Source organism: Psychrobacter sp. NG27 (assembly GCF_016106655.1).
Lineage (GTDB): Bacteria > Pseudomonadota > Gammaproteobacteria > Pseudomonadales > Moraxellaceae > Psychrobacter.
Genome location: NZ_JADGIN010000004.1, coordinates 123,250 through 144,520, shown reverse-complemented (window position 1 = coordinate 144,520; position 21,271 = coordinate 123,250). Strand labels below are relative to the sequence as shown.

At 44.5% G+C, this 21,271-nt stretch carries 19 protein-coding genes; 11 read left to right on the top strand and 8 right to left on the bottom strand.

The annotated features are described in order from the left end of the window. Positions 1–66: 66 nt before the first annotated feature. A complete protein-coding gene (gene topA / locus IP485_RS08280) occupies positions 67–2,721 on the top strand; it encodes a type I DNA topoisomerase (RefSeq protein WP_198326828.1) in 2,655 nt (884 codons plus the stop codon). Positions 2,722–2,814: 93 nt separating this feature from the next. Here the strand turns inward: topA and IP485_RS08275 are convergent, their stop codons facing one another. Together IP485_RS08275 and lon are read right to left on the bottom strand one after the other, a co-directional pair. Then, on the bottom strand, positions 2,815–3,372 hold the full coding sequence (locus tag IP485_RS08275; RefSeq protein ID WP_198326827.1) for a superoxide dismutase family protein: 558 nt from the start codon (positions 3,370–3,372) through the stop codon (positions 2,815–2,817). Between the two features lie 298 nt (positions 3,373–3,670). After that, positions 3,671–6,268, bottom strand: a complete 2,598-nt coding sequence (gene lon / locus IP485_RS08270; RefSeq protein ID WP_227686479.1) for an endopeptidase La — start codon at positions 6,266–6,268, stop codon at positions 3,671–3,673. A gap of 433 nt (positions 6,269–6,701) precedes the next feature. On the opposite strand from lon, the gene IP485_RS08265 reads away from it, so the two are divergent. Both IP485_RS08265 and IP485_RS08260 read left to right on the top strand, forming a co-directional pair. Then, positions 6,702–8,063 carry a Na+/H+ antiporter family protein gene (locus IP485_RS08265; protein ID WP_227686478.1) on the top strand — a complete coding sequence of 454 codons (1,362 nt, stop codon included), beginning with the start codon at positions 6,702–6,704 and terminating at the stop codon, positions 8,061–8,063. A gap of 127 nt (positions 8,064–8,190) precedes the next feature. Further along, a complete protein-coding gene (locus tag IP485_RS08260; protein WP_198326826.1) occupies positions 8,191–8,406 on the top strand; it encodes a hypothetical protein in 216 nt (71 codons plus the stop codon). 141 nt (positions 8,407–8,547) lie between these two features. Here the strand turns inward: IP485_RS08260 and IP485_RS08255 are convergent, their stop codons facing one another. Continuing rightward, positions 8,548–8,790, bottom strand: a complete 243-nt coding sequence (locus IP485_RS08255) for a hypothetical protein (protein WP_198326825.1) — start codon at positions 8,788–8,790, stop codon at positions 8,548–8,550. Further along, positions 8,790–9,440, bottom strand: a complete 651-nt coding sequence (locus IP485_RS08250; RefSeq protein WP_198326824.1) for a 5-formyltetrahydrofolate cyclo-ligase — start codon at positions 9,438–9,440, stop codon at positions 8,790–8,792. The genes IP485_RS08255 and IP485_RS08250 overlap by 1 nt, the downstream gene beginning before the upstream one ends. Before the next feature lie 198 nt (positions 9,441–9,638). Between IP485_RS08250 and fumC the strand changes: the two genes are divergently transcribed. From fumC to IP485_RS08230, 4 genes are all read left to right on the top strand, one after another. Next, positions 9,639–11,042, top strand: coding sequence for a class II fumarate hydratase (gene fumC, locus IP485_RS08245; protein WP_197134523.1), 1,404 nt, complete (start codon positions 9,639–9,641; stop codon positions 11,040–11,042). A gap of 151 nt (positions 11,043–11,193) precedes the next feature. Beyond that, complete coding sequence (locus IP485_RS08240; RefSeq protein WP_110923162.1) at positions 11,194–11,721, top strand: peroxiredoxin; 528 nt, start codon at positions 11,194–11,196, stop codon at positions 11,719–11,721. Positions 11,722–11,951: 230 nt separating this feature from the next. Further along, on the top strand, positions 11,952–12,551 hold the full coding sequence (locus tag IP485_RS08235) for a hypothetical protein (protein WP_198326823.1): 600 nt from the start codon (positions 11,952–11,954) through the stop codon (positions 12,549–12,551). A 68-nt stretch (positions 12,552–12,619) separates the two neighbouring features. Then, positions 12,620–12,976, top strand: coding sequence for a hypothetical protein (locus IP485_RS08230; protein WP_198326822.1), 357 nt, complete (start codon positions 12,620–12,622; stop codon positions 12,974–12,976). A gap of 131 nt (positions 12,977–13,107) precedes the next feature. On the opposite strand, the gene IP485_RS08225 is transcribed toward IP485_RS08230, so the two are convergent. The 4 genes from IP485_RS08225 to IP485_RS08210 form a co-directional block, all read right to left on the bottom strand. Next, the gene (locus IP485_RS08225; protein WP_198326821.1) at positions 13,108–13,920 is read right to left on the bottom strand and encodes a MipA/OmpV family protein; all 813 of its coding nucleotides are present in this window, start codon (positions 13,918–13,920) and stop codon (positions 13,108–13,110) included. Positions 13,921–14,054: 134 nt separating this feature from the next. Then, positions 14,055–15,140: a rhomboid family intramembrane serine protease gene (locus tag IP485_RS08220; RefSeq protein WP_198326820.1), complete on the bottom strand. Its 1,086-nt coding sequence runs from the start codon at positions 15,138–15,140 to the stop codon at positions 14,055–14,057. Between the two features lie 146 nt (positions 15,141–15,286). Further along, positions 15,287–16,486, bottom strand: a complete 1,200-nt coding sequence (locus IP485_RS08215) for an alpha-hydroxy acid oxidase (protein WP_198326819.1) — start codon at positions 16,484–16,486, stop codon at positions 15,287–15,289. A 158-nt stretch (positions 16,487–16,644) separates the two neighbouring features. Then, positions 16,645–16,959, bottom strand: a complete 315-nt coding sequence (locus tag IP485_RS08210) for a glutaredoxin family protein (protein ID WP_198326818.1) — start codon at positions 16,957–16,959, stop codon at positions 16,645–16,647. Between the two features lie 317 nt (positions 16,960–17,276). On the opposite strand from IP485_RS08210, the gene mtgA reads away from it, so the two are divergent. From mtgA to IP485_RS08190, 4 genes are all read left to right on the top strand, one after another. Then, the gene (gene mtgA / locus IP485_RS08205) at positions 17,277–17,963 is read left to right on the top strand and encodes a monofunctional biosynthetic peptidoglycan transglycosylase (protein WP_197176114.1); all 687 of its coding nucleotides are present in this window, start codon (positions 17,277–17,279) and stop codon (positions 17,961–17,963) included. Positions 17,964–18,056: 93 nt separating this feature from the next. Then, positions 18,057–20,306: a polyphosphate kinase 1 gene (gene ppk1 / locus IP485_RS08200; RefSeq protein ID WP_227686477.1), complete on the top strand. Its 2,250-nt coding sequence runs from the start codon at positions 18,057–18,059 to the stop codon at positions 20,304–20,306. 273 nt (positions 20,307–20,579) lie between these two features. After that, the gene (locus IP485_RS08195; protein ID WP_198326816.1) at positions 20,580–20,750 is read left to right on the top strand and encodes a hypothetical protein; all 171 of its coding nucleotides are present in this window, start codon (positions 20,580–20,582) and stop codon (positions 20,748–20,750) included. Between the two features lie 82 nt (positions 20,751–20,832). Further along, positions 20,833–21,081: a hypothetical protein gene (locus IP485_RS08190; protein ID WP_198326815.1), complete on the top strand. Its 249-nt coding sequence runs from the start codon at positions 20,833–20,835 to the stop codon at positions 21,079–21,081. Positions 21,082–21,271 lie beyond the last annotated feature (190 nt).

The window sequence follows — 21,271 nt, the reverse complement described above, 5'->3', positions numbered from 1 at the left end:
GCCACATTGCTCTATTTTTAATTTACTTATATCTTTTAATCTACTTATATTATGGTGTCGTCAACTATGGCAAAAACCACAACCAAAAAAAGTCCAGCAGCAGCTGTTGACAGCCCAAAGGGCAAGTCTTTGGTGATTGTAGAATCACCAGCCAAGGCAAAAACGATTAATAAATACCTTGGTGATGACTTTATTGTACGCTCAAGTATTGGTCATGTCCGTGACCTACCGGTCAGTGCGAGCAAAAGCGCAAAGAAAGCAACGACTGCTAAAAAAGATGAGAATCTAACCAAAGAAGAAAAGGCTCAGCAGGCATTGGTGCGCCGCATGGGCGTGGATCCAGAGCATGACTGGGCGGCAGTGTATGAAGTGCTGCCAAACAAAACCAAAGTCATTAAAGAGCTTAAAGCTCTAGCAAAGGACGCTGACAAAATCTATCTGGCAACGGATATGGATAGAGAAGGGGAAGCGATTGCTTGGCATTTAAAAGAAGTGATTGGTGGCGCCGATAGTAAGTATGAGCGCGTGGTCTTTAACGAAATCACCAAATCCGCCATTCAAAATGCTTTTAAGCAGCCATCAAAGCTCGACATCGACCGCGTCAACGCGCAACAAGCACGTCGCTTTTTGGATCGCGTGGTTGGCTTTATGGTATCGCCGTTATTGTGGCAAAAGATTGCCCGTGGACTGTCTGCAGGTCGCGTGCAGTCGGTTGCTATGCGATTGGTAGTCGAGCGTGAGCATGAAATCCGTGCCTTTATCCCAGAAGAGTACTGGCAGATTCATGCAGACACGCATATCGCCACTAGCCAAAAAGACGCTGAGCAAATCGGCATCCGTCTAGAGGCGACCAAACAAGGCGGTAAAACCCTCAAGCTGGTCAATAAAGAACAGACTGATAAAGTCTTAGAGATACTGAATACCAGCGATTTTATCGTCAAAGAGCGTGAAGAAAAGCCAACGCAATCACGCCCAAGCGCGCCGTTTATTACCTCGACTTTGCAGCAGGCTGCTAGTACGCGTTTAGGCTTTTCTGTCAAGAAAACCATGATTTTGGCGCAGCGTTTATATGAAGCCGGTCATATTACTTATATGCGTACCGACTCGACGTTTTTGTCTGGTGACGCGCTTGCGGCAGTTCGTGGTCACATCGAAGACAGCTATGGCGCAAAATATGTACCAGAAAAGCCAAACTTCTATGGCAATAAGCAAGGCGCGCAAGAGGCGCATGAAGCTATTCGTCCATCTAATGTCACTATGAAGTCAACCCAGCTGAAAGGGGTTGAGCGTGATGCGATACGTCTGTATGAGCTGATCTGGCGTCAGTTTGTGGCCTGTCAGATGCTGCCTGCCAAATATTTATCCGTGAACCTATTCGTTGGTGCCAATGATGTAGAGCTAAAAGCCCGTGGTCGTACCTTGGTGTTTGATGGCTATACCAGAGTGATGCCACCTGCCAAGACCGACGATACATTGTTGCCCGATGTCAAAAAAGGTGACCAGTTAATTTTAGACAAGCTAGACCCAAGCCAGCATTTTACCAAGCCTGCGCCTCGTTTCACTGAAGCCAGTCTGGTCAAAGAGCTTGAGAAAAAAGGCATCGGCCGTCCATCAACTTATGCGTCTATTATCTCAACCATTCAAGATCGTGGCTACGTGAAGCTTGAGAACAAACGTTTATTTGCCGAAAAAATGGGTGATATCGTCACCGACAGACTGACAGCCAGCTTCCCAGACTTGATGGATTATACCTTTACCGCGGCGCTCGAGGACAAGCTCGATCACGTGGCAGAGGGTGAGCAGAACTGGAAAGATGTGCTTGATGACTTTTATGGTGAGTTCAAGACCACTCTAGATCGTGCCAAAGAAAAAGACGGCATGCGTCCAAATGATCCAACCGATGTGCCAGATGTCCATTGTGATATTTGTGATCGTCCGATGCAGCTGCGTACGGGCTCAACCGGTGTATTCTTAGGGTGTACTGGCTATAATTTACCACCGAAAGAGCGCTGTAAAGGCACTAAGAATCTAATGCCAGTAGAAGCATTTGCCAATCTGGATGATCCAGAAGGCGATGACGATGCGGCAGAAGTCAAAGATTTGATGGAGAAAAAACGCTGTCCTAAATGTGGCACGGCGATGAATGGTTATATCGTCGACGGTGGTCTCAAACTACATATTTGTGGTAATAACCCTGACTGTGATGGTTATATTTTAGAAGAAGGTAAGTTCGAAGTACCGGGTTCAGATGCACCTACCATCGACTGTAATAAGTGTGATGGGCAGATGGAGCTGAAGACGGGACGTTTCGGCCCATACTTTGCTTGTCAAAAGTGTGACAACACACGAAAAGTGTTAAAGACAGGGGAAGCGGCACCGCCGCGCATGGATCCAATCCACTTGCCAGAGCTAAAATCGACCAAGCATGAAGATTACTTCATCTTGCGTGAAGGTGCGGCTGGTATGTTCTTAGCAGCGTCTAAATTCCCGAAAGTGCGCGAGACACGTCCGCCAAAGCTGGCTGAGCTGCGAGAAATCAAAGATAAAATGGAAGACAAGTTCCAGTATCTGTTTGCAGGTCCTGATGAAGATCCTGAGGGCAATGCAACGATTCTGCGCTGGTCTCGTAAGAAAAAAGAGCAGTATATCGGCTCTGAGAAAAACGGCAAAGCCACACGTTGGGGTGTCTACTGGCGTAAAGGCGAGTGGATAGAAGAATAAATATTCTTCTATCGATAATAAAAAAACCTCTTAACCATATACAATAGTTAAGAGGTTTTTTTTGATATCAACAATAGCTAAGTTCAGACACTATTAAATCTTTTCGATGATACCGCAAGCAACACGGTCGCCTGCATTGCCCGCTGGCTGACTGGTATAGTCATCAGTACCACCATGAACGATAAAGGCTAAACGGTTAACGCTGTATTTACCTGCTTCAGCCGCAGATATTTTCTTGTTCACATAGTTGATGGTCGCTACGCCGTTTTCATTCGCGGTTAGGTTAGGCAAGTCACCTGCATGACCATTTATATCGTCTGGGTTAGAATGTGGCTTATTGTCTGGATTAAAGTGACCACCTGCCGCTTTGCCCATATCGGCGCAGCTGCCTGTTTCATGAATATGCAGCGCCACGGTTTGACCTGGCTGTAGATTCATCAGCTTACCGTATACTTGTACGCCGTCATCCACTGGGCGTAAGAATACTTGACCGACTTCTTTTTTATCACTACTGACGGTGTGTATCGTTGATTTTAGAGCAGGTTGGTTTAGTGGATTGCCTGTCTGCATTTGACCTTCTACTGTCTGGCAACCAGTCATCACTAACGCTGAACCACATAATAGGGCACTTGCAAGCATTGTCTTATTCATTATTCTCTCCAATTATTTTAGTCATTATTTTTAGTCGTCATTAGCTTTCGAATATTTATGGTTATTGTTCTATTAAGACTCGTATAAATATTCGTTAACATCGGAGTTAGTATAGCCAAGCTAACTCTATAGTTATTCACCAAAAGCGCAACAATCAGTGAATAAATGTAAGTATCGTATGCTTTTAAAATCAGCACAAATACACGTTTTTTTGAAATAAACGTATAAAAAAGCCGCCCATCATGTGATGAGCGGCTTATTAGGATTAGTTAGGTTGAGTGAATAACAGAACCACTTATTAACTGTGCAATGCTTTACCTTTGGTTTTATCGACCGTCACTTTAGTAGGCTTGATTGGAACTGGCATACTGACCAATGCTACTTTTAATATCTCTTCAATCGTGGCAACTGGTTGAATGGTCAAACCTGCTTTAACGTTATCAGGGATATCAGCCAAATCACGCTCATTGGTCGCTGGAATCAAGACATGCTTAATACCGCCGCGATGCGCTGCGAGTAGCTTCTCTTTAAGACCACCGATGCGTAGGATTTTGCCACGCAGGGTAATCTCACCTGTCATAGCAATATCTGGACGAATGGCAATACCCGTTAACGCAGAGACCAGTGCTGTCGTCAATGCACCACCAGCTGATGGGCCATCTTTTGGCGTGGCACCTTCAGGCATATGCACATGGACGTCAGTGGTTTTAAACGTCTCATAGTCAATGCCTAAGCTTTCACCGCGAGCACGAACCACACTCATCGCCGCACGAATAGACTCTTTCATCACATCGCCAAGTGAGCCAGTAAAGCTAAGCTCACCTTTACCCTTCATTGCGACTGCTTCGATAGTCAATAACTCACCACCAACCTGTGTCCAAGCCAAACCAGTAATACGGCCAATCTCAGGCTCTTCTTCAGCCAGACCATAGTCATACTGATGCACACCGAGGTAGTCATCGATGTTTTTGTCATCGACTGTCACTAGTTGACGTTCAGCTTTTTTCGGAGCACGTGCGCCATGTGTTTCAACCGAACCGCGTACCACTTTACGGCAGATTTTATTCACTTCACGCTCAAGGTTACGCACACCTGCTTCACGCGTGTAACTGCGAACGATGCTGTGCAATGCCGCTTCGACAATCTCAATCTCACCCTCTTTGAGACCATTATTCTTAATCGCTTTTGGCACGAGGTACTTCTGCGCGATATTGACCTTTTCTTCTTCGGTGTAACCTGGCAAGCGAATAACTTCCATACGGTCAAGCAGCGCAGGCGGAATATCCATGCTGTTTGCCGTACAGATAAACATCACTTGCGACAGATCTAAGTCCATATCTAAATAATGGTCGTTAAACGTATCGTTCTGTGAGGGATCTAACACTTCAAGTAAGGCTGATGCTGGATCACCGCGGAAGTCTTGCGCCATCTTATCGATTTCATCTAATAAGAACAGCGGATTTTTGACTTCTACTTTCGCAAGTGACTGAACGATTTTACCTGGCATTGCACCGATATAGGTACGGCGATGACCACGAATTTCCGCTTCATCACGCACGCCGCCAAGCGCCATACGTACGAACTTACGACCAGTGGCACGGGCAATCGATTCACCCAATGAGGTTTTACCGACACCTGGAGGACCGACGAGACATAAAATCGGGCCACGAAGTTTTTTCACACGTGATTGCACGGCGAGGTATTCTAAGATGCGGTCTTTCACATCTTGCAAGCCATAATGATCTTCGTCTAATACCGTTTTGGCTTTGTCTAAATTGATAGAAACTTTGGTCGTCGCGTTCCACGGCGTGTCCAAAATCCATTCAATATAGTTGCGTACGACTGACGATTCACTCGATGCAGGTGGCATCATCTTAAGTTTCTTAAACTCTTGCTCCGCTTTTTTGCGGACATCTTCTGGCAAGTCAGCATCTTCTAAGCGCTGCTCTAGCTCAGCCACATCATCTTCACCATCAAATGCACCGTCATTCATATCTGACAGCTCATTTTTGATGGCTTTCATTTTTTCGTTTAAGAAGTACTCGCGCTGATTGTCTTCCATCTGCTGACGAACCGCTTCTTGGATGTCCTGCTCGATGTTTTGCTCAGCACTTTGCTTGACCAAATATTCCGTCAAGGTATTGATGTGCGTTTTGATATCGTCTTTTTCTAGGAAAGATTGTTTGATATCAAGGTCCATCGACACACGAGTTGAGATGAAGTACACAAGCTCAAGCAAGTCATCAATACGCTTGGCCACACGAGTCAGCTCACGGGCATTGCGCAGGCGCGCATCTGCATAGCTTTCGAATAGGGCTGTTAGCGCCTGAATGGTGTTCTTTTGCTGGCTCTCATCCATGCTGACATCAAGATCGGCACGCTCAAATCTCGCCATCAATAGCTCGTCATGACTTTCGATATTATCGACACGGGCGCGGTACTGACCTTCGATCAATACTTTGATGCAATTCTCATCACTGTCATGCGGCATGGTGCTGACGATTCGGCATACCGTACCGTACTGATACAAGTTGTCTTGATCAATGTCTTCGGTCAGTGAGTCTTTTTGAGCGACGACCAGTACTTTATTGCCATACTCAGCCTGTGCCAGCTCAACGGCTTTTACCGATGGCGCGCGTCCCACAAAGAGTGCAATTTGCATATGCGGATAGACGACGACGTCACGTAAAGCCAGCAGCGGCAAATAACTTTCATCTTCGACATCTTTGACAGTGTCAGACGAGGCAGTTAGTTCATCCGTGGATGAGCTCTCTGTCTCATTATCCGCGTCAGCACTGATATTAGCGTCAGTGCCAGTCGTTGTGTCAGTGTCAACGTTAAGGGCAGATGATACATCGATGTCGATGTTGTCTTTATCAATATTATGTTCACTCATGTATTTTTCCTCGTTCCCCAGACTTGTAAAGTCAAGTTCGTGGTTCATCTTTAGATAAATGGTGTTCACACAAAAAATTGCAAGGCTGATTGGCAAAGTCGCCTGCTTATCTTTGCTAAATAGTTGCTTGAGTACCCAGTAAACAATGCTATTAATGTCGGTAATGATGTTTCGTCAATGATGGCACTGGTCTATGAAGGATACGACAGTCAGCAAATATAAAGAGGGTTTGGTCGATGTGGATCAAACTTGCTTGCTTGTGTGGATATCTACTCGGTTCTATACGTAGGCTTTATACCTAAAATAAGGTAAACTGGCGCGCGTCTAAAACAGGCTCTGATATTGAGAGGTTATAGACAATCGAGCGCTATTCATCAGTTGCAATATTCATAGGTCTCAATACGACCAAAGTATAAAGAACAAGGGGCAACACATGGCCATCAATGCAGTATTGCTAGCCGTTATTATTATGCTAGGGCTGTCGCTTTCGCGAGTGCACGTGGTGCTCAGTTTATTAATCGGGGCGCTGGCAGGTGGACTGCTAGCCGGTCTCGGCATTACCGATACGCTAAATGCCTTTCAAGAAGGCATTCGTAATGGTGCAGAGATTGCACTGTCATATGCGCTGCTAGGGGCGTTTGCGGTCGCGATTGCTCATTCGGGCTTGCCGCAATCACTGGCAGGTGCTGTGATTAGGCGTATAGATGCTGCTGGCACGAGTGGCATGATTAAGTACATGCTGTTTGCAGGTCTCATTACCATGAGCTGCTTTAGCCAAAACTTAATCCCTATTCATATTGCCTTTATTCCGCTACTGGTACCGCCATTACTGTTAGCATTCAATCGAATGCACATCGATAGACGTCTGATTGCTTGTCTGATTACTTTTGGACTGGTCACCACCTATATGTTCATCCCTTATGGGTTTGGTGATATCTATCTGAATCAGATTATGCTCAAAAATGTCGGCGAAGCGGGCATTGATGTCGCTAATATCTCTGTGGTCAAGGCCATGGCGATTCCTGCACTTGGTATGCTCATTGGTTTGCTGGTCGCCGTCTTTATCAGCTATCGTAAACCACGCGCATATCAGCAGATTGCGATAGATCAGCAAGCGCATGATGCCGTAGTAGAAGGCGATGCCCTAAGCAAAACGGCCGCTGGGGCACAGTCGCAAAGCAAGCTAAAAACGCTGGTTGCACTGGCTGCTATCGTGACTGCTTTTGTTGTACAGTTATATACTGATTCGCTACTACTTGGTTCGATGTTTGGCTTTGGTGTGTTTATGGCGACAGGCGTGGTCAAGTGGCGTGATGCTGATGGCGTCTTTAATGATGGTATCAAGCTGATGGCGATGATTGGCTTTATTATGATTACCGCGCAAGGGTTTGCGGAAGTCATGAAAGCGACTGAGCAGATTCAGCCATTGGTCGATGGTGCTGCGTCACTGTTCGGTGGTAATAAAGCGATGGCCGCATTTATCATGCTATTGATTGGTCTCATTGTGACCATGGGTATCGGCTCGTCATTCTCCACCATTCCTATTTTGGCCGCGATTTATGTACCACTATGTATTTCGTTAGGGTTTTCACCATTGGCAACCGTGGCGATTATTGGTACGGCTGGTGCGCTGGGTGATGCGGGTTCGCCTGCGTCAGATTCGACATTGGGGCCAACCTCTGGTCTAAACATAGATGGTCAGCATGACCATATCAAAGACAGCGTAATCCCCACTTTTATTCACTACAATATTCCTTTGTTAGTGTTTGGTTGGATAGCTGCGATGGTGTTGTAGGTTTTTAATATGTGTAAAATGCTCAGTAGCTTTGTAGGGTGTGCCGTGCGCACCTTACAGCTCCCATTGGTGTTTAATTGATGCTAACTTTTAAACAATCTAATCTATTATATGCAGGCTAGACATCATGGACACTCAAGGTTTTAGTCAAAATGAAGTAGAGTTATTGTTAAAAGGGCTTAGACTTTTATTATCTGAAAAAGCAAAGAGCGATCCTGAATTAATACAATGGTCGTATGTGAGAAGTGATCCTTATATGGAAGTATTTGCTATTGATAAGGCTAAATATGAAGAAGAGCGTAATTATATAATAGATTTAATTCGTAAGTTAGAAATAGGCTAACTTAGTTGTTAGAGACTAGATTTCAAACCCAACTTTGAAACGTCAAGCATTTTCTATTAGCTGAGTTGAGTAGAGTGCGCTTTGCGCACTGATAGTTGAGCTTAACCTTTTTTCTAGTGCGCTGGGCGTACTCTACTCAAATCAGAGGCCATCTTCATCAAAATCTCTCAACTCACCGCTTAAACTACTCAAAAAAGCATCGCTCTCCGCCAGCAGTTTATTTAGACGATCTTCATTGACTAGCCTTGTCATCTCCTCAGAGCTAAACGGTTGCTCTTGACTGTAGTAACGCAGCTCTCTAGCGTCCTCATTGCCTAATGTCTGCAAATATTCATCCACATGTTCAGCGCTAGAGTCTTTTTCAAACTGTTTATCGTCTTTCATTAAAACCACCTTATGCCGCTTGGTGTGATTAAGCCATCTAATGGCACATCCCACGGTTGACGTGCTAATTGCTCAACCACTTGAAAGTCATAACACCAGCCAATTTTCAATGGCTTTTTAGCGCCCGAACGATAGCCTTTGCCTAACGTCGTATCATAAAACCCGCCACCCATACCCATCCGATTACCGTTTAAATCTACCGCTACTAGTGGACAGATAATTACATCCAATTCTGACACCCATAGCAGAGCGCGACTATGATTTTGCTTCATGCCCAATTGATGAATGCGAGTGGGGACATTGACTAGTTTTGAATGATAGACAGGTACAAAGCGCAATCGTTTATCATCACTGCCATCGCTAGTATGACCAAGCGAGCCGACGACTGGTAAATAAGGTAAATAGCCTAAGCGCTGACACCAGTCCAATAGTGGCTGAGTGGGTAGCTCGCCAAAGCCATCATAATATAGGCCAATGCGTGCATGTGCTGGTAATCGCTGCTGTAACTTAGTTAAATGCGCACTCGCTGCTTTTCCCATATTCTTACGCGTGCCATCACTTAACTGTCGACGCTGGCGAGTAAATAGTCGTCTAGGTGGGTTACTAACTTCTGGTTCCTCTGACGCTACGTTTTTTAGTTCAGGATGCATATCTATACTATCCGATAATTTATTAAGTTGATGGTTACTGGTGCTTTTAGACGTTAGCAATGGCTATTTGTGAATATTCAACACGTCCTAGTCATGCTATCATAACGCCACTTTACATCGTATTCTCCTTTATGTGCAGCAGCTGTTGCACTTTTTACGAAGCAGTCATAAAACAACAAACCATCAAAGAGGGTAGTTATGTCGACACAGAATCAGGCAACTCGTACCGAAAAAGACACCATGGGCAACGTGGAAGTCCCAGCTGACGCTTATTGGGGTGCGCAAACTCAGCGTAGCCGCGAAAACTTCAAAATCGGTGGCGAGACGTTGCCGCGTCCAATGATTGAAGCGATGGCATTGGTCAAAAAAGCTGCTGCAATCACCAATGCTAGTCTTGAGCGTATCGAAGATGACAAGCGTGATCTCATCGTGCAAGCTGCTGACGAAATCATCAACGGTGGTCTAACGGATCAATTCCCATTGGTCGTATGGCAGACGGGTTCTGGCACGCAGTCAAACATGAACATGAACGAAGTATTGGCCAACCGTGCTAACGAAATCGCTGGTTCTGAGCGCGGCAGCTACACGCCCATTCACCCAAATGACCATGTAAACCATGCACAGTCTACCAACGATAGTTTCCCAACAGCAATTCGTGTGGCTGCTGCTCGTCAAATCAACAGCTTATTGATTCCTGCGGTAAAAGCACTACGCGACACATTAGCTGCTAAAGCCAAAGAATTCGATAGCATCGTAAAAATCGGTCGTACGCATTTACAAGACGCCACGCCTTTGACCTTAGGTCAAGAGTTCAGCGGCTATGTCAGCCAACTTGATCACTCATTGGTACGTATTGATAACGCGCTACAAGGTCTATATGAATTGCCATTAGGTGGTACTGCAGTTGGTACTGGTCTAAACGCTCATCCTGATTATGCAGTGACTGCTGCTGAGCAGTTAGCGACTTTGACTGGCTTGCCATTCGTCACCTCACCAAACAAATTCGAAGCACTAGCGGCTCGTGATGCTGAAGTATTTGCGTCAGGCGCACTAAAAACGCTAGCAGCTAGCTTGAACAAAATCGCTAACGACGTACGTTGGTTGGCATCAGGTCCTCGTTGTGGTCTAGGCGAATTGACGATTCCTGAGAACGAGCCAGGCTCTTCTATCATGCCGGGTAAAGTAAACCCAACTCAGTCAGAAGCATTGACGATGGTTGTCGCTCAAGTTATGGGTAACGACGTGACAATCAGCATGGCTGGCGCATCAGGTAACTTTGAGCTAAATGTTTATAAGCCAGTTATCGCGTTTAACTTATTGCAATCTATCAAACTATTGGGTGATGGCTGTAACAGCTTCAATGAAAACTGTGCCGTTGGTATCGAGCCAGTAAAAGACAAAATCGATGACTTCTTGCACAACTCACTGATGCTAGTAACTGCATTGAACCGTCATGTAGGTTATGAGAATGCTGCGAAAATCGCTAAAACTGCTTATAAAGAAAACAAAACCTTGAAGCAAGTTGCGGTTGAGTTGGAATTGCTAACCGAAGCGCAGTTTGATGAGTGGGTTATTCCTGCTGATATGGTGAACCCTAAGTAAGCAGCAGACCAAATAATGACGCTGCTACGATGTCAGACTTGCTTAATGTACGATAAGTACCATTTGCAATCGTCTTTCTGGTAGCAGCGTCATATTTGTTCCACTTAGAATTTATAAATAAAAAAGACAATAACCTAAATCGGAGTAAACAATGATTACCCATGTACCTGATATGACTTTTAAAACTCGTGTTCGTGATGACTCTATTGGAGGAGACAACCCGTTTACATGGTATGATCTAACCACAGATGAGTTATTTGCCAATAAAAAAGTGGTTGTGTTTTCTCTACCAGGTGCCTTTACGCCAACTTGTTCGACCAGCCATCTCCCTCGTTATGAAGCGCTTTATAATGAGTTTAAGGCATTAGGCATAGATGAAGTAGTTTGCATTTCTGTCAATGATGCGTTCGTCATGTACCAATGGGGTCTAAAGCAAAACCGTGAAAACGTTTTCTTACTTCCTGATGGTAATGGTGAGTTCACTCGCAAAATGGGCATGCTTGTTGACAAGAGTAATGTTGGTTTTGGTATGCGCTCATGGCGTTATTCGATGGTTGTCGACAATAAAGAAGTTAAAAAAGTGTTTAAGGAAGCTGATTTTGGCGATAACTGTCCAATAGACCCATTTGAAGTATCAGATGCAGACACTATGTTAGCGTATTTAAAAAGCAATGCTTAGATTCTATTGAGAAGTTAGAAATAAAAAAGACCTTGTCACGTTATGTGGCAAGGTTTTTTTGTGCTTAATATTTGCATCAAAGGGTTGCATGAATCTATTGTAAGTGTTTGCACTATTATTTTCATATGGTTGTAATTATGCATTTATAATACAATTATTTTAATATAGATATTGCATCTATTTTGAATCCATGCAATAATTTACACTCGCTTAGCACAGGAAGAATGATTATGTCAGACATCAAAAGTATGATTCGTGAGTCTAAAAAGGCAAAAAGTGAGTTGGTCGCCACCACAGTACGGATTCCAAAAGAATTGCAATTGGTTATTGAAGATTTGGCGGAGTATTTATCAGTCTCAAAGCAAGATGTGATGCTCAAACTCATTGAGGAAGGTGTTAAGGTTGCTGAGGAGGCAATTACAGAAGATGAGATTGATGAGTCGGTTTCTACCCATTTTTATGTTTTGAATACCAATAAAAGACACGATTTAAATGCTCATAAAGAAATGATCAGTGAGGGTGTTGCTGAGGCGTTTTATAGCCCATGGAAGTTCAATATCGACAAAATACAGAAAAACGATATCGTTTTTTTATATGAAAATGGCGTGGGTATTGTGGCTTATGGCAAAGGTTCTGGTGATACTCTTAAAAAGGATCATTATGGCGAAGCAGAAGAATGTCATTATCAAAATTTAATAGATTTTGTGGTATTAGAAACCCCTTTATCAGCTGCAAAAATTAAAAAAACTCTTGATCGTAATGTGGTTTTTCTTCGGGTAATGTCTAGCATGCCTGATGGTCAAAAAATAGTAGATACCATAACGGGTTAAGCATTAAGTACCGCATGTATTTCTATTTGGTGAGCGATATTTTTTTATATATAAGACAAGGATGCGTTATGTTTTTGGACGATGGGCAGACAGTGTATGACGTGTATAAAATAACGTCAGAAGAGAAGCAGAATATAAAATCTTTTTTACAAGGTGGTGTGTATTGCTGGTGTAAAAATAGAAAAGATGAGTGGTTTTCGCTAAGAGATTTGATGGGTGGCGATAATTTTCATTGGCAAGGAACGCCTTTAATGAGGTTATATGATAAGCATCAAGATAAAGAAGACGCTACCAAATTAGCCGGTAAAGATGCTGGGTGGTTATTAAAAGCGGTCATTAAAGAAGATAAAAGAGTATTTGAAACCAAGGAAGAGGGTCGTATCAGGCAGTATCGTTGGATTGATGACAATATTCAAAAGTCGTAAAGGTAATTACATACAACTAGTTGCTAAGTTAAGATTGAACTATCATCTAGCGTATTTAATACTTTTGATAATAAAAAGACCTTACCACATTATGCGATAAGGTCTTTTTATTATCCAAAATTAAAGCTCAATTAGAACTTATAAAGCAAACCAAGCGTCGTCGTTGACTCAGTACGTGAATCAACCATTGGGCTATCGTACTGCTCATTTGGTACATAGCTTAGGCTTTGATTGGCAAACCCTGCCCAGCGCTTATTGAAATCATAGTTGGCACTGATGTTCACATAAGGATTCAAGCTTGAATTTGATTTATAAGCGGCAACACCTGTCTCGGCTGACTCTTTTTCACTGACGCCATAATAATATTCGTTGTAGTCAGCATCATGATACTCAAAACCAATGCTTGGATAGACGGTGAGCTTGTCTTTGGTGATTCGAGCAAGATACGTTAAGCGAGCTGTGTTACCGCCGCTACGATCGAGCACGTCTGTACCTATCTGCGCGCGAAAGCCGCCAATAGGGGTGCGGCGTTGATAGCTCAGACCAGCTTCTGCTGATGCCTTACGCTCATCAAGCCCTTGAAGCGCGCCGTTGGCATCATCAGGATCGAACTCGCTACCAGCAAGCTTGGCATAGGCAGACAACTGATTGACGCCATCATTGATTGCATAGACACCGGCTTGAGCACCGCGCAAATAAACTCTATTGTTGTCATAAAATGCACCTGGCAGCACCCGCACTTCAGTGTTGTCTTCAAGATCGTAGGCTGAGTTGACTGCCATGACATTGACCCCAACGCTGAACTCAGCATCCTTGTCAGTCGGTAAGTTTTCATTAAAAAGTGCGGCGTTAGACAAGCTAGCGACACTAAATAGAGCAGTAGCGGTTAACGCACTAAACATAGTACGTGTAGTGATATTAGGGAGCGCGGCAAGATTTAACATAATTGGGTCTCGTGAGTGAGTATAGATAACTGAGTGATGCGATTGGGCACAACGTGTTCAAAATGGGAAGCAATAAAACGAATCAGTATGCGGTTTTCGGCAGCTATATAGCAATGATAGATAAGTATGAGCATTTACTCAATGGCTTTTAGTACTTGTAGGATTTGTTGATGAATATCTTGCCACCACCAGACAAAGCCAATGCTGATAAGCAGCATCACAATCCAAGGCAGTAGCTGCCAAATAAAAGAGGCTTTCTTCAGTGCTTTGGGTTCAATACTACTATTATGAGCCGCGCTATTATCTAACGATGAATGGATATCAGTCACACTGTTGGCAGTATCAGGATGCATATCTGAAGTATTCATATCATGGTCATTAAACGCAGTATCTTGCTCGGTTGAATTAGCACCAAGGTGAGGCGACTGGTCTATAGAGTTGGCATTGTAGTGGGCTTGATTATCATGTTGATCATTATACGGGTCACTATACTGATGATTATATGGTGTATTGTCGTGAGTACTGTATGAATAGTTGGTTTGATAAGGGTTGATATGGCGCTGCTGCTGAATAGCGGCGTTTTGTAGCGCGACGGCTAGTCGCTGACGGTAACCAATCGCGAAAGCCAATGCAATGATTAGTCCGGTAATAGCACCGCCGATATGACCCGCGTTATCTATACCCGGTACGGCAAAGCCATAGACAAGGTTGATACCCATGATGAATATCAGGCTTTTGAGATTCAGCACCATGCCATTGACCGATATCTTAAATAGTGCTGCGATTAATAATGCCGCGCCAATACCCATGATACCGCCTGACGCGCCAGCTGATATGCCAGGCTGTCCGGTACCTGCGATGATATCTTGCCATGTGACATAGTTGTTGAGTAGATTGCCACCGATTGCCGCTAGCAAAAATAACGCTAAGAACTTGGCTGAGCCAAACATCGGCTCGGCAATCTGCCCAAAAAAATACATCGCAAAGCCATTAAACAATAAATGCATGAGACCAATGTGCAAAAACGCACTGCTGACCAATCGCCATGGTTGATCTTGCATGGTGTAAGGCAATGCATTTGCGCCCCAGTTTAGCAGCGCCTCCGTTGAGGGATTATTGGCATCGACGCCTGTCAGTATCTGCATGATGAATAACCCAATAAAACTGGCTAATAGCAGGGTAGTGATAGGGGCTGTTTTTAATAATTGTTGAATGGTCATAAAGGCGAGATATCATTAGAATGTTATCAATACAGTATAAAGGGTATGGTCAAATAATGTCATACATCTGTATGACATCATGAGTTAAGAAGTAGTGCATTTTATAGTGAATAATGGATAGTGGATAATGTGTTTTGACGACAGTCTTAACGATGAGCAACGTTGAGGTTCTCGTAAGTGCCTTTTATCAAGATGTCCTTTTTGACCTTATTGATATCGGTATGTCCACAGAATGCCATCGACAGATCACACTCTTTATAGAGGATCTCAAGCGCACGTCGTACCCCATCTTCACCATAAGCGCCCAGACCGTAAAGAAAAGCGCGACCAATCATGGTACCTTTTGCCCCCAGTGCCATGGCTTTTAGCACATCTTGACCAGAGCGAATGCCACTGTCTAACCACACCTCGATATCGCTATCCTCAGCCTGCACGGCTTGTACAATGTTCGACAGCGCAGAGATAGAGGAAGGTGCGCCATCTAATTGACGACCGCCATGATTAGAGACCACCAAGGCATCGGCACCGCTACGGGCAGCCATGATGGCATCTTCAGGATCCATAATACCTTTGACAATGAGCTTACCGCCCCACATGTCTTTGATACGTGCGACATCATCCCAGCTCAAGCGTGGATCAAATTGCTCCTCTGTCCATGAGCTCAATGAGGACAAATCCTTAACGCCTTTGGCATGACCGACGATATTACCAAAGCTACGGCGTTTGGTGCCGAGCATATTCATGCACCATTGCGGCTTGGTCATTAGATTGATGATATTGGTCAGAGTCGGCTTAGGCGGTGCAGATAAGCCATTTTTGATGTCTTTATGACGCTGACCCATGACTTGCAAGTCGGCAGTTAATATCAGTGCCGAGCAATTGGCGTCTTTTGCCCGTTGAATCAGATTGGCCATATAGTCTTGATCGCGCATGACATACAGCTGAAACCAAAACGGCGCACTGGTATGGGTGGCGACATCTTCGATAGAGCAGATACTCATGGTTGAGAGCGAGAAGGGCACGCCGAATTTTTCAGCCGCTCGCGCTGCATGAATCTCGCCATCTGCCCACATCATGCCAGTAAACCCAGTAGGCGCGATGGCGACTGGCATCTTGACAGATTCACCAATCATTTGTGTCGTCAGACTGCGATTGTCCATATCGACCAATACCCGCTGTCGCAGTTTAATACGGTCAAAGTCAGTTTCGTTACTGCGATAGGTGGTCTCAGTCCATGAGCCTGAATCGACATAGTCATAAAACATACGCGGCACTTTACGCTCAGCGACACGGCGTAAGTCTTCGATTTCTGTGATCTTTTTTAAGACAGGTTTTAATGCTTCCATGATTTGTCACCACCTCGTCATTGTAATAGGGCATCTTTATTATATAGTCGAACTACTCTTAAAGTGTTAGGGCGTTAGACTCGCTTAGCCTACGACTGTAGTACTTGCGCTCGTCTGCCTTGTACCATTTTTAACATTGATTGACTATAAGGTTGATATTATTGAATGAGCAGCTGCTGTAAGTCCATCACCGAAAACGGATAGTTTAAGCGCTTTGAGGGTGTCAAAATCACAGGAATGGTCGTGGCAAACGCCATCATCAGCGTCTCATCAAAGTCTGCAATATCGACTTTTTGATAGCTGATCGGTTGCACCGCCTGAAACTGGCTAATTATTTGCTCAGCGATGTCACATAAATGACAGCCTGATGTGCCCAGTAGCCACCATTGATGGTGGTTTTCAGTAGTGTCAAGGCTGGCATTGGCTGCAATAATCCGCGCCCGTAGCGCGTCTATATTATTATCATCGTGCATGACTATTCTCTCATCTCAATACTCTTTTATGTCAATATTCTCTTATTCCGATATCTACTTAATATCCGTCGCAAAGAGCTTGGTGTCAATAGGTATTGATTCACCACTGAATGAAGATTTGCCTCTCAACGCATCTTAGTGCGCTTTCGGCTTATTACATCATAAAGAAGTGGGGTAAATAATGACAGCGATTGTGAGATTAGGTAAGATGACCTGCTGTTGGGGATTACTGATAACTGGCTTAAGGTTACGGATTCACGCTTGCCAACAGGTCACCTATTTTACCTTATTACCTTTTAACCAATCGGATATCGCGCATGACAAGTTTTGGCACATTCATCAAACGACTGTTATTGGCACTTATGTTGTTGGTCGTCGCCTTCCATATATTGGTCGTTGGACTGCTATTGATTTGGAAGACTCAGCCGATTAATAACAGCATGTTTATGTTGACCCATCGCCTCACAGGCGGCACGGTCACGCAGACGTGGGCTGAGTATGATGCTATCGCCAAGTCTGCCAAGCAAGCAGCGATTGTGAGTGAGGATTCGACGTTCAGCCAACATAATGGCTTTGATTTTAAAGGTATTCAGGCGGCACAAAAGAAAAATGAGGAATCAGGGAAAAAGTCTGCTGGTGGCTCAACGATTACCCAGCAATTGGCAAAAAACTTATTTTTGACCTCGCATCGCTCTTATGTTCGTAAAGCGGAAGAGGCAGTGATTACCGTGATGATTGAGACGCTGTGGGACAAGCAGCGCATCATGACCGCTTATCTCAATGTGGCCGAGTTTGGTAATGGTATCTATGGGATCGATGCAGCGGCGCACCACTATTTTGATAAGTCTGCGGCCAATCTGAATCGAGATGAGTCAGCACTACTGATTGCGATGCTGACCAATCCAAAATATTACCAAGACAATCAAGGCGACAAAGCCCTACGTAACAAGCAGCGCATTATCAAAAAACGCATGAAAAACGCGGTATTGCCGCAAGCGTCTTAGGGCGTTTGTGTGGTGCCATACCCGTTTAGACAGATGATGAAATATAAGATGATGGTGTATCGATAACGCAAAAGGAGTAGTGAGGTGGTAGAGATGACTAACAATCAGAGCAATAATGACGATACTAATGAGATGATTGATATGAATAGTGTTGATGACAGGGCTAATATCTTCATAGATGATGACAGTCATAAAGATAGCCCAATCGATAGTCATCAGGTTAATTTGGCCGAAATAGACTGGCAACGTTCAGAAGATGGCAATTACTCGGCTAATAGTTATATCAATCGCGATTTGTCTTTATTACAGTTTCACCTTCGTGTTTTGGCGCAAGCAGCCAGTCCTCGCCATCCACTGTTAGAGCGTTTGTTTTTCCTGATTATTTTTTCATCCAACCTCGATGAGTTCTTTGAGATTCGTGTTGCGGGTATCATGCAAAAGCTCAATATCGCTGATGTCTCCACTAGTGCCCATGGTATGCGCCCTAGCGAAGTATTGAACGAGATATCTGCCATCACTCATGAGGCGATCAGTGAGCAGTATCGTATTTTGAATGAAGATATTCTGCCGGCCCTTGCACTCGAAGATATTCGCTACCTAAAACGCGAAGAGCTCAACGCGAAGCAGTCGGCATGGATGAAGCGTTATTTTACCGAGCAAGTATTGCCAGTATTGACACCGATCAGTATCGATCCGGCGCACCCATTTCCTAGACTGGTCAATAAGAGCCTAAACTTCATCGCCACGTTGGAGGGCAAAGATGCCTTTGGACGTGATATCAATTTGGCGATTGTCCCTGCGCCTCGTAGTCTGCCGCGCGTGATTCGCATGCCAGATGAGCTGACGGGTGGCAAAGAGCATCATGTCATGCTATCTGCGATCATTCATGAGCACATCGGTGAGTTGTTTCCTGGCATGAGTGTGACGGGTTGTCACCAATTTAGGCTGACGCGTAATGCCGATTTGGATTTGGCAGATGATGTTGAGGACATTGCCAAGGCACTAGAGGGCGAGCTTGAAAACCGCCGCTTCGGTGACAAAGTACGTCTAGAAGTCACCACCAATTGCCCTGCACACATCAGTGATTACTTGCTCAATGAGTTTGAGCTGCATGCCAATCAGTTGTACCGTGTCAATGGTCCTGTCAATCTGACGCGCTTGTTGTTTGACTTTAATATTCCTAAGCTACGCTATCAGCCATTTACCCACATCTTGCCAAAAGCATTTCGCCGAGAAATGGACAAATCAGACAAGTCGACCAGCATGTTTGCTGCTATGCGCAAAAGCGACGTGCTGGTTCATCATCCTTTTCATTCGTTTTCGCCCATTATTAATTTGCTGTGGCAAGCTGCCAGCGATCCGAAAGTTTTGGCAATCAAACAGACGTTGTATCGGTCAGGTACCAATTCAGAAATCGTCAAGGCACTGGCTGCTGCTGCCCGCAATGGTAAAGAAGTCACGGCAGTTATCGAGCTGCGTGCGCGATTTGATGAAGCGTCCAATATCGCTGTTGCCAACTATTTACAAGAGGCTGGTGCGGTGGTGGTTTATGGTATCGTGGGTTATAAAACCCATGCCAAGCTCATGCTAATCGTACGCCGCGAGGACGACCGAATCCATCGTTACGTGCATCTGGGCACAGGTAACTATCATGCGGCCAATGCCAAGGTCTATACTGATTATGGTTTGTTTAGCGCAGATCCTGACATCTCAGAAGACGTTCATAAGATTTTCCAAGAGCTGACCGGCATGGGTAAGCCTGCCAACCTCAAAAAACTGCTACATGCGCCGTTTACCTTACACGAGAAGTTGATGAGCTTTATTGATGATGAAATCGCTCATGCCAAGGCAGGCAAGCGTGCTCATATCATTATTAAAGCCAACGCACTCACTGAGCGTCGCCTGATTGATAAGTTATATGATGCCTCACAAGCAGGCGTCACCATTGAGCTGATACTACGCTCTATGTGTTGCCTACGTCCGCAAGTAAAAGGCCTGTCGGAAAACATCACGGTACGTTCTGTCATCGGGCGCTTCTTAGAGCACACACGCATCTATTATTTCTACAATGGCGGCGATGAGCGTCTGTATTGTGGTAGTGCTGACTGGATGGATCGTAACTTATTCCACCGAGTAGAGGTGGCCTTCCCAATTGAAAACAAAAAACTGTTTAAACAAATTTACCAAGATGGGTTGCTCAATTACCTGCAGGACAATACACAAGCATGGGCACTCGATGGTACGGGCGTTTGGCAGCAGTTACAGCCAACAGCAGGCGAGGAGCCACATGTTGCACAAGAGTATTTATTAAAAACAATCAATCGTGTTGAAGAGTCTAGCTAACCTGCATCAGTGCTTTTAGCGAACGATTGACCATTTGACTGACTATCTAACCAAGCACTGGTAAATACTGGTGCTTGGTTTTTTTGTGCTAACAAAGTGCAAAAGTTACAAACTGTCTTGTAACCTCACATATATTCACACATTGATACGGCAGCACACTGGTACATGACGCAATATCCTACTTATAATTGATGTCACTGCTAGCGTTGGTCAATACGAATCAGCTAACGCAGCAAGACTGACAAAACCAATTATAAAACTAGGAAATGCATTATGAGTACGACTAATAACGATACGTCAGATATCAAGAAAGCCGCTGAACGAGTAAACGGCCAAGAAGTTGAAAAAAATCTGAAAGAGAATAAAGACGTTGATGCCCCTGAGCAGCTTAGTGATGCTGAGCAGACCTCTTTTATTAACGATGAGCTGCGCACTGATAAGTAAGCACTCTAACGACATAACAGAAACGTAGAGTTAACATACCCCACCAAACGCGCACAACTAATAATAATGCGAAGGAGACGCTATGACTATTAACGAACAGACAGACACTGAAGAAAAAGTGGTGGTGGACGATCCAGCAGCTGTTGTGACAGAAAATCCGGAAGGCAGCTACGCGGGGCGTAAGCATGAGCCGGAAATAGATGGCCCTGAACAGGAGTCACAAGAGACTGATGAAGTCTATGCCGATCCACGTAAACAAGAGAACCTCCCTGCTGGCGGTAAAAATGTCAGTGAATTGAACGCTTACGATCTAAGTCAAAAAGATAACTAACAGATGTTAGGGCGTGTTGAACATTCAAATATTAGGGCTGCTGATTGTTAAAATTGCACCAAACTAGGCGCAAACCGACGATAATGTCGAGACCTTAGCTAGGTTTGTAACAACATTTGGGATGATTTTAGCATCAGCCTTTCAGGGCAGTACTCTTTTTTGCCAATATATGGCGAAATTGTTTCACCTA

Bases quoted from the DNA above. Each gene is read 5' to 3' on its own strand.
- IP485_RS08235 (WP_198326823.1), top strand. From the start codon at position 11,952: ATGTCAGACATCAAAAGTATGATTCGTGAGTCTAAAAAGGCAAAAAGT.
- mtgA (WP_197176114.1), top strand. From the start codon at position 17,277: ATGACAAGTTTTGGCACATTCATCAAACGACTGTTATTGGCACTTATG.
- IP485_RS08240 (WP_110923162.1), top strand. From the start codon at position 11,194: ATGATTACCCATGTACCTGATATGACTTTTAAAACTCGTGTTCGTGAT.
- IP485_RS08265 (WP_227686478.1), top strand. From the start codon at position 6,702: ATGGCCATCAATGCAGTATTGCTAGCCGTTATTATTATGCTAGGGCTG.
- IP485_RS08250 (WP_198326824.1), bottom strand. From the start codon at position 9,440: ATGCATCCTGAACTAAAAAACGTAGCGTCAGAGGAACCAGAAGTTAGT.
- ppk1 (WP_227686477.1), top strand. From the start codon at position 18,057: ATGACTAACAATCAGAGCAATAATGACGATACTAATGAGATGATTGAT.
- IP485_RS08230 (WP_198326822.1), top strand. From the start codon at position 12,620: ATGTTTTTGGACGATGGGCAGACAGTGTATGACGTGTATAAAATAACG.
- lon (WP_227686479.1), bottom strand. From the start codon at position 6,268: ATGAGTGAACATAATATTGATAAAGACAACATCGACATCGATGTATCA.
- IP485_RS08225 (WP_198326821.1), bottom strand. From the start codon at position 13,920: ATGTTAAATCTTGCCGCGCTCCCTAATATCACTACACGTACTATGTTT.
- IP485_RS08210 (WP_198326818.1), bottom strand. From the start codon at position 16,959: ATGCACGATGATAATAATATAGACGCGCTACGGGCGCGGATTATTGCA.
- IP485_RS08220 (WP_198326820.1), bottom strand. From the start codon at position 15,140: ATGACCATTCAACAATTATTAAAAACAGCCCCTATCACTACCCTGCTA.
- topA (WP_198326828.1), top strand. From the start codon at position 67: ATGGCAAAAACCACAACCAAAAAAAGTCCAGCAGCAGCTGTTGACAGC.
- IP485_RS08255 (WP_198326825.1), bottom strand. From the start codon at position 8,790: ATGAAAGACGATAAACAGTTTGAAAAAGACTCTAGCGCTGAACATGTG.
- IP485_RS08195 (WP_198326816.1), top strand. From the start codon at position 20,580: ATGAGTACGACTAATAACGATACGTCAGATATCAAGAAAGCCGCTGAA.
- IP485_RS08275 (WP_198326827.1), bottom strand. From the start codon at position 3,372: ATGAATAAGACAATGCTTGCAAGTGCCCTATTATGTGGTTCAGCGTTA.
- IP485_RS08190 (WP_198326815.1), top strand. From the start codon at position 20,833: ATGACTATTAACGAACAGACAGACACTGAAGAAAAAGTGGTGGTGGAC.
- IP485_RS08260 (WP_198326826.1), top strand. From the start codon at position 8,191: ATGGACACTCAAGGTTTTAGTCAAAATGAAGTAGAGTTATTGTTAAAA.
- IP485_RS08215 (WP_198326819.1), bottom strand. From the start codon at position 16,486: ATGGAAGCATTAAAACCTGTCTTAAAAAAGATCACAGAAATCGAAGAC.
- fumC (WP_197134523.1), top strand. From the start codon at position 9,639: ATGTCGACACAGAATCAGGCAACTCGTACCGAAAAAGACACCATGGGC.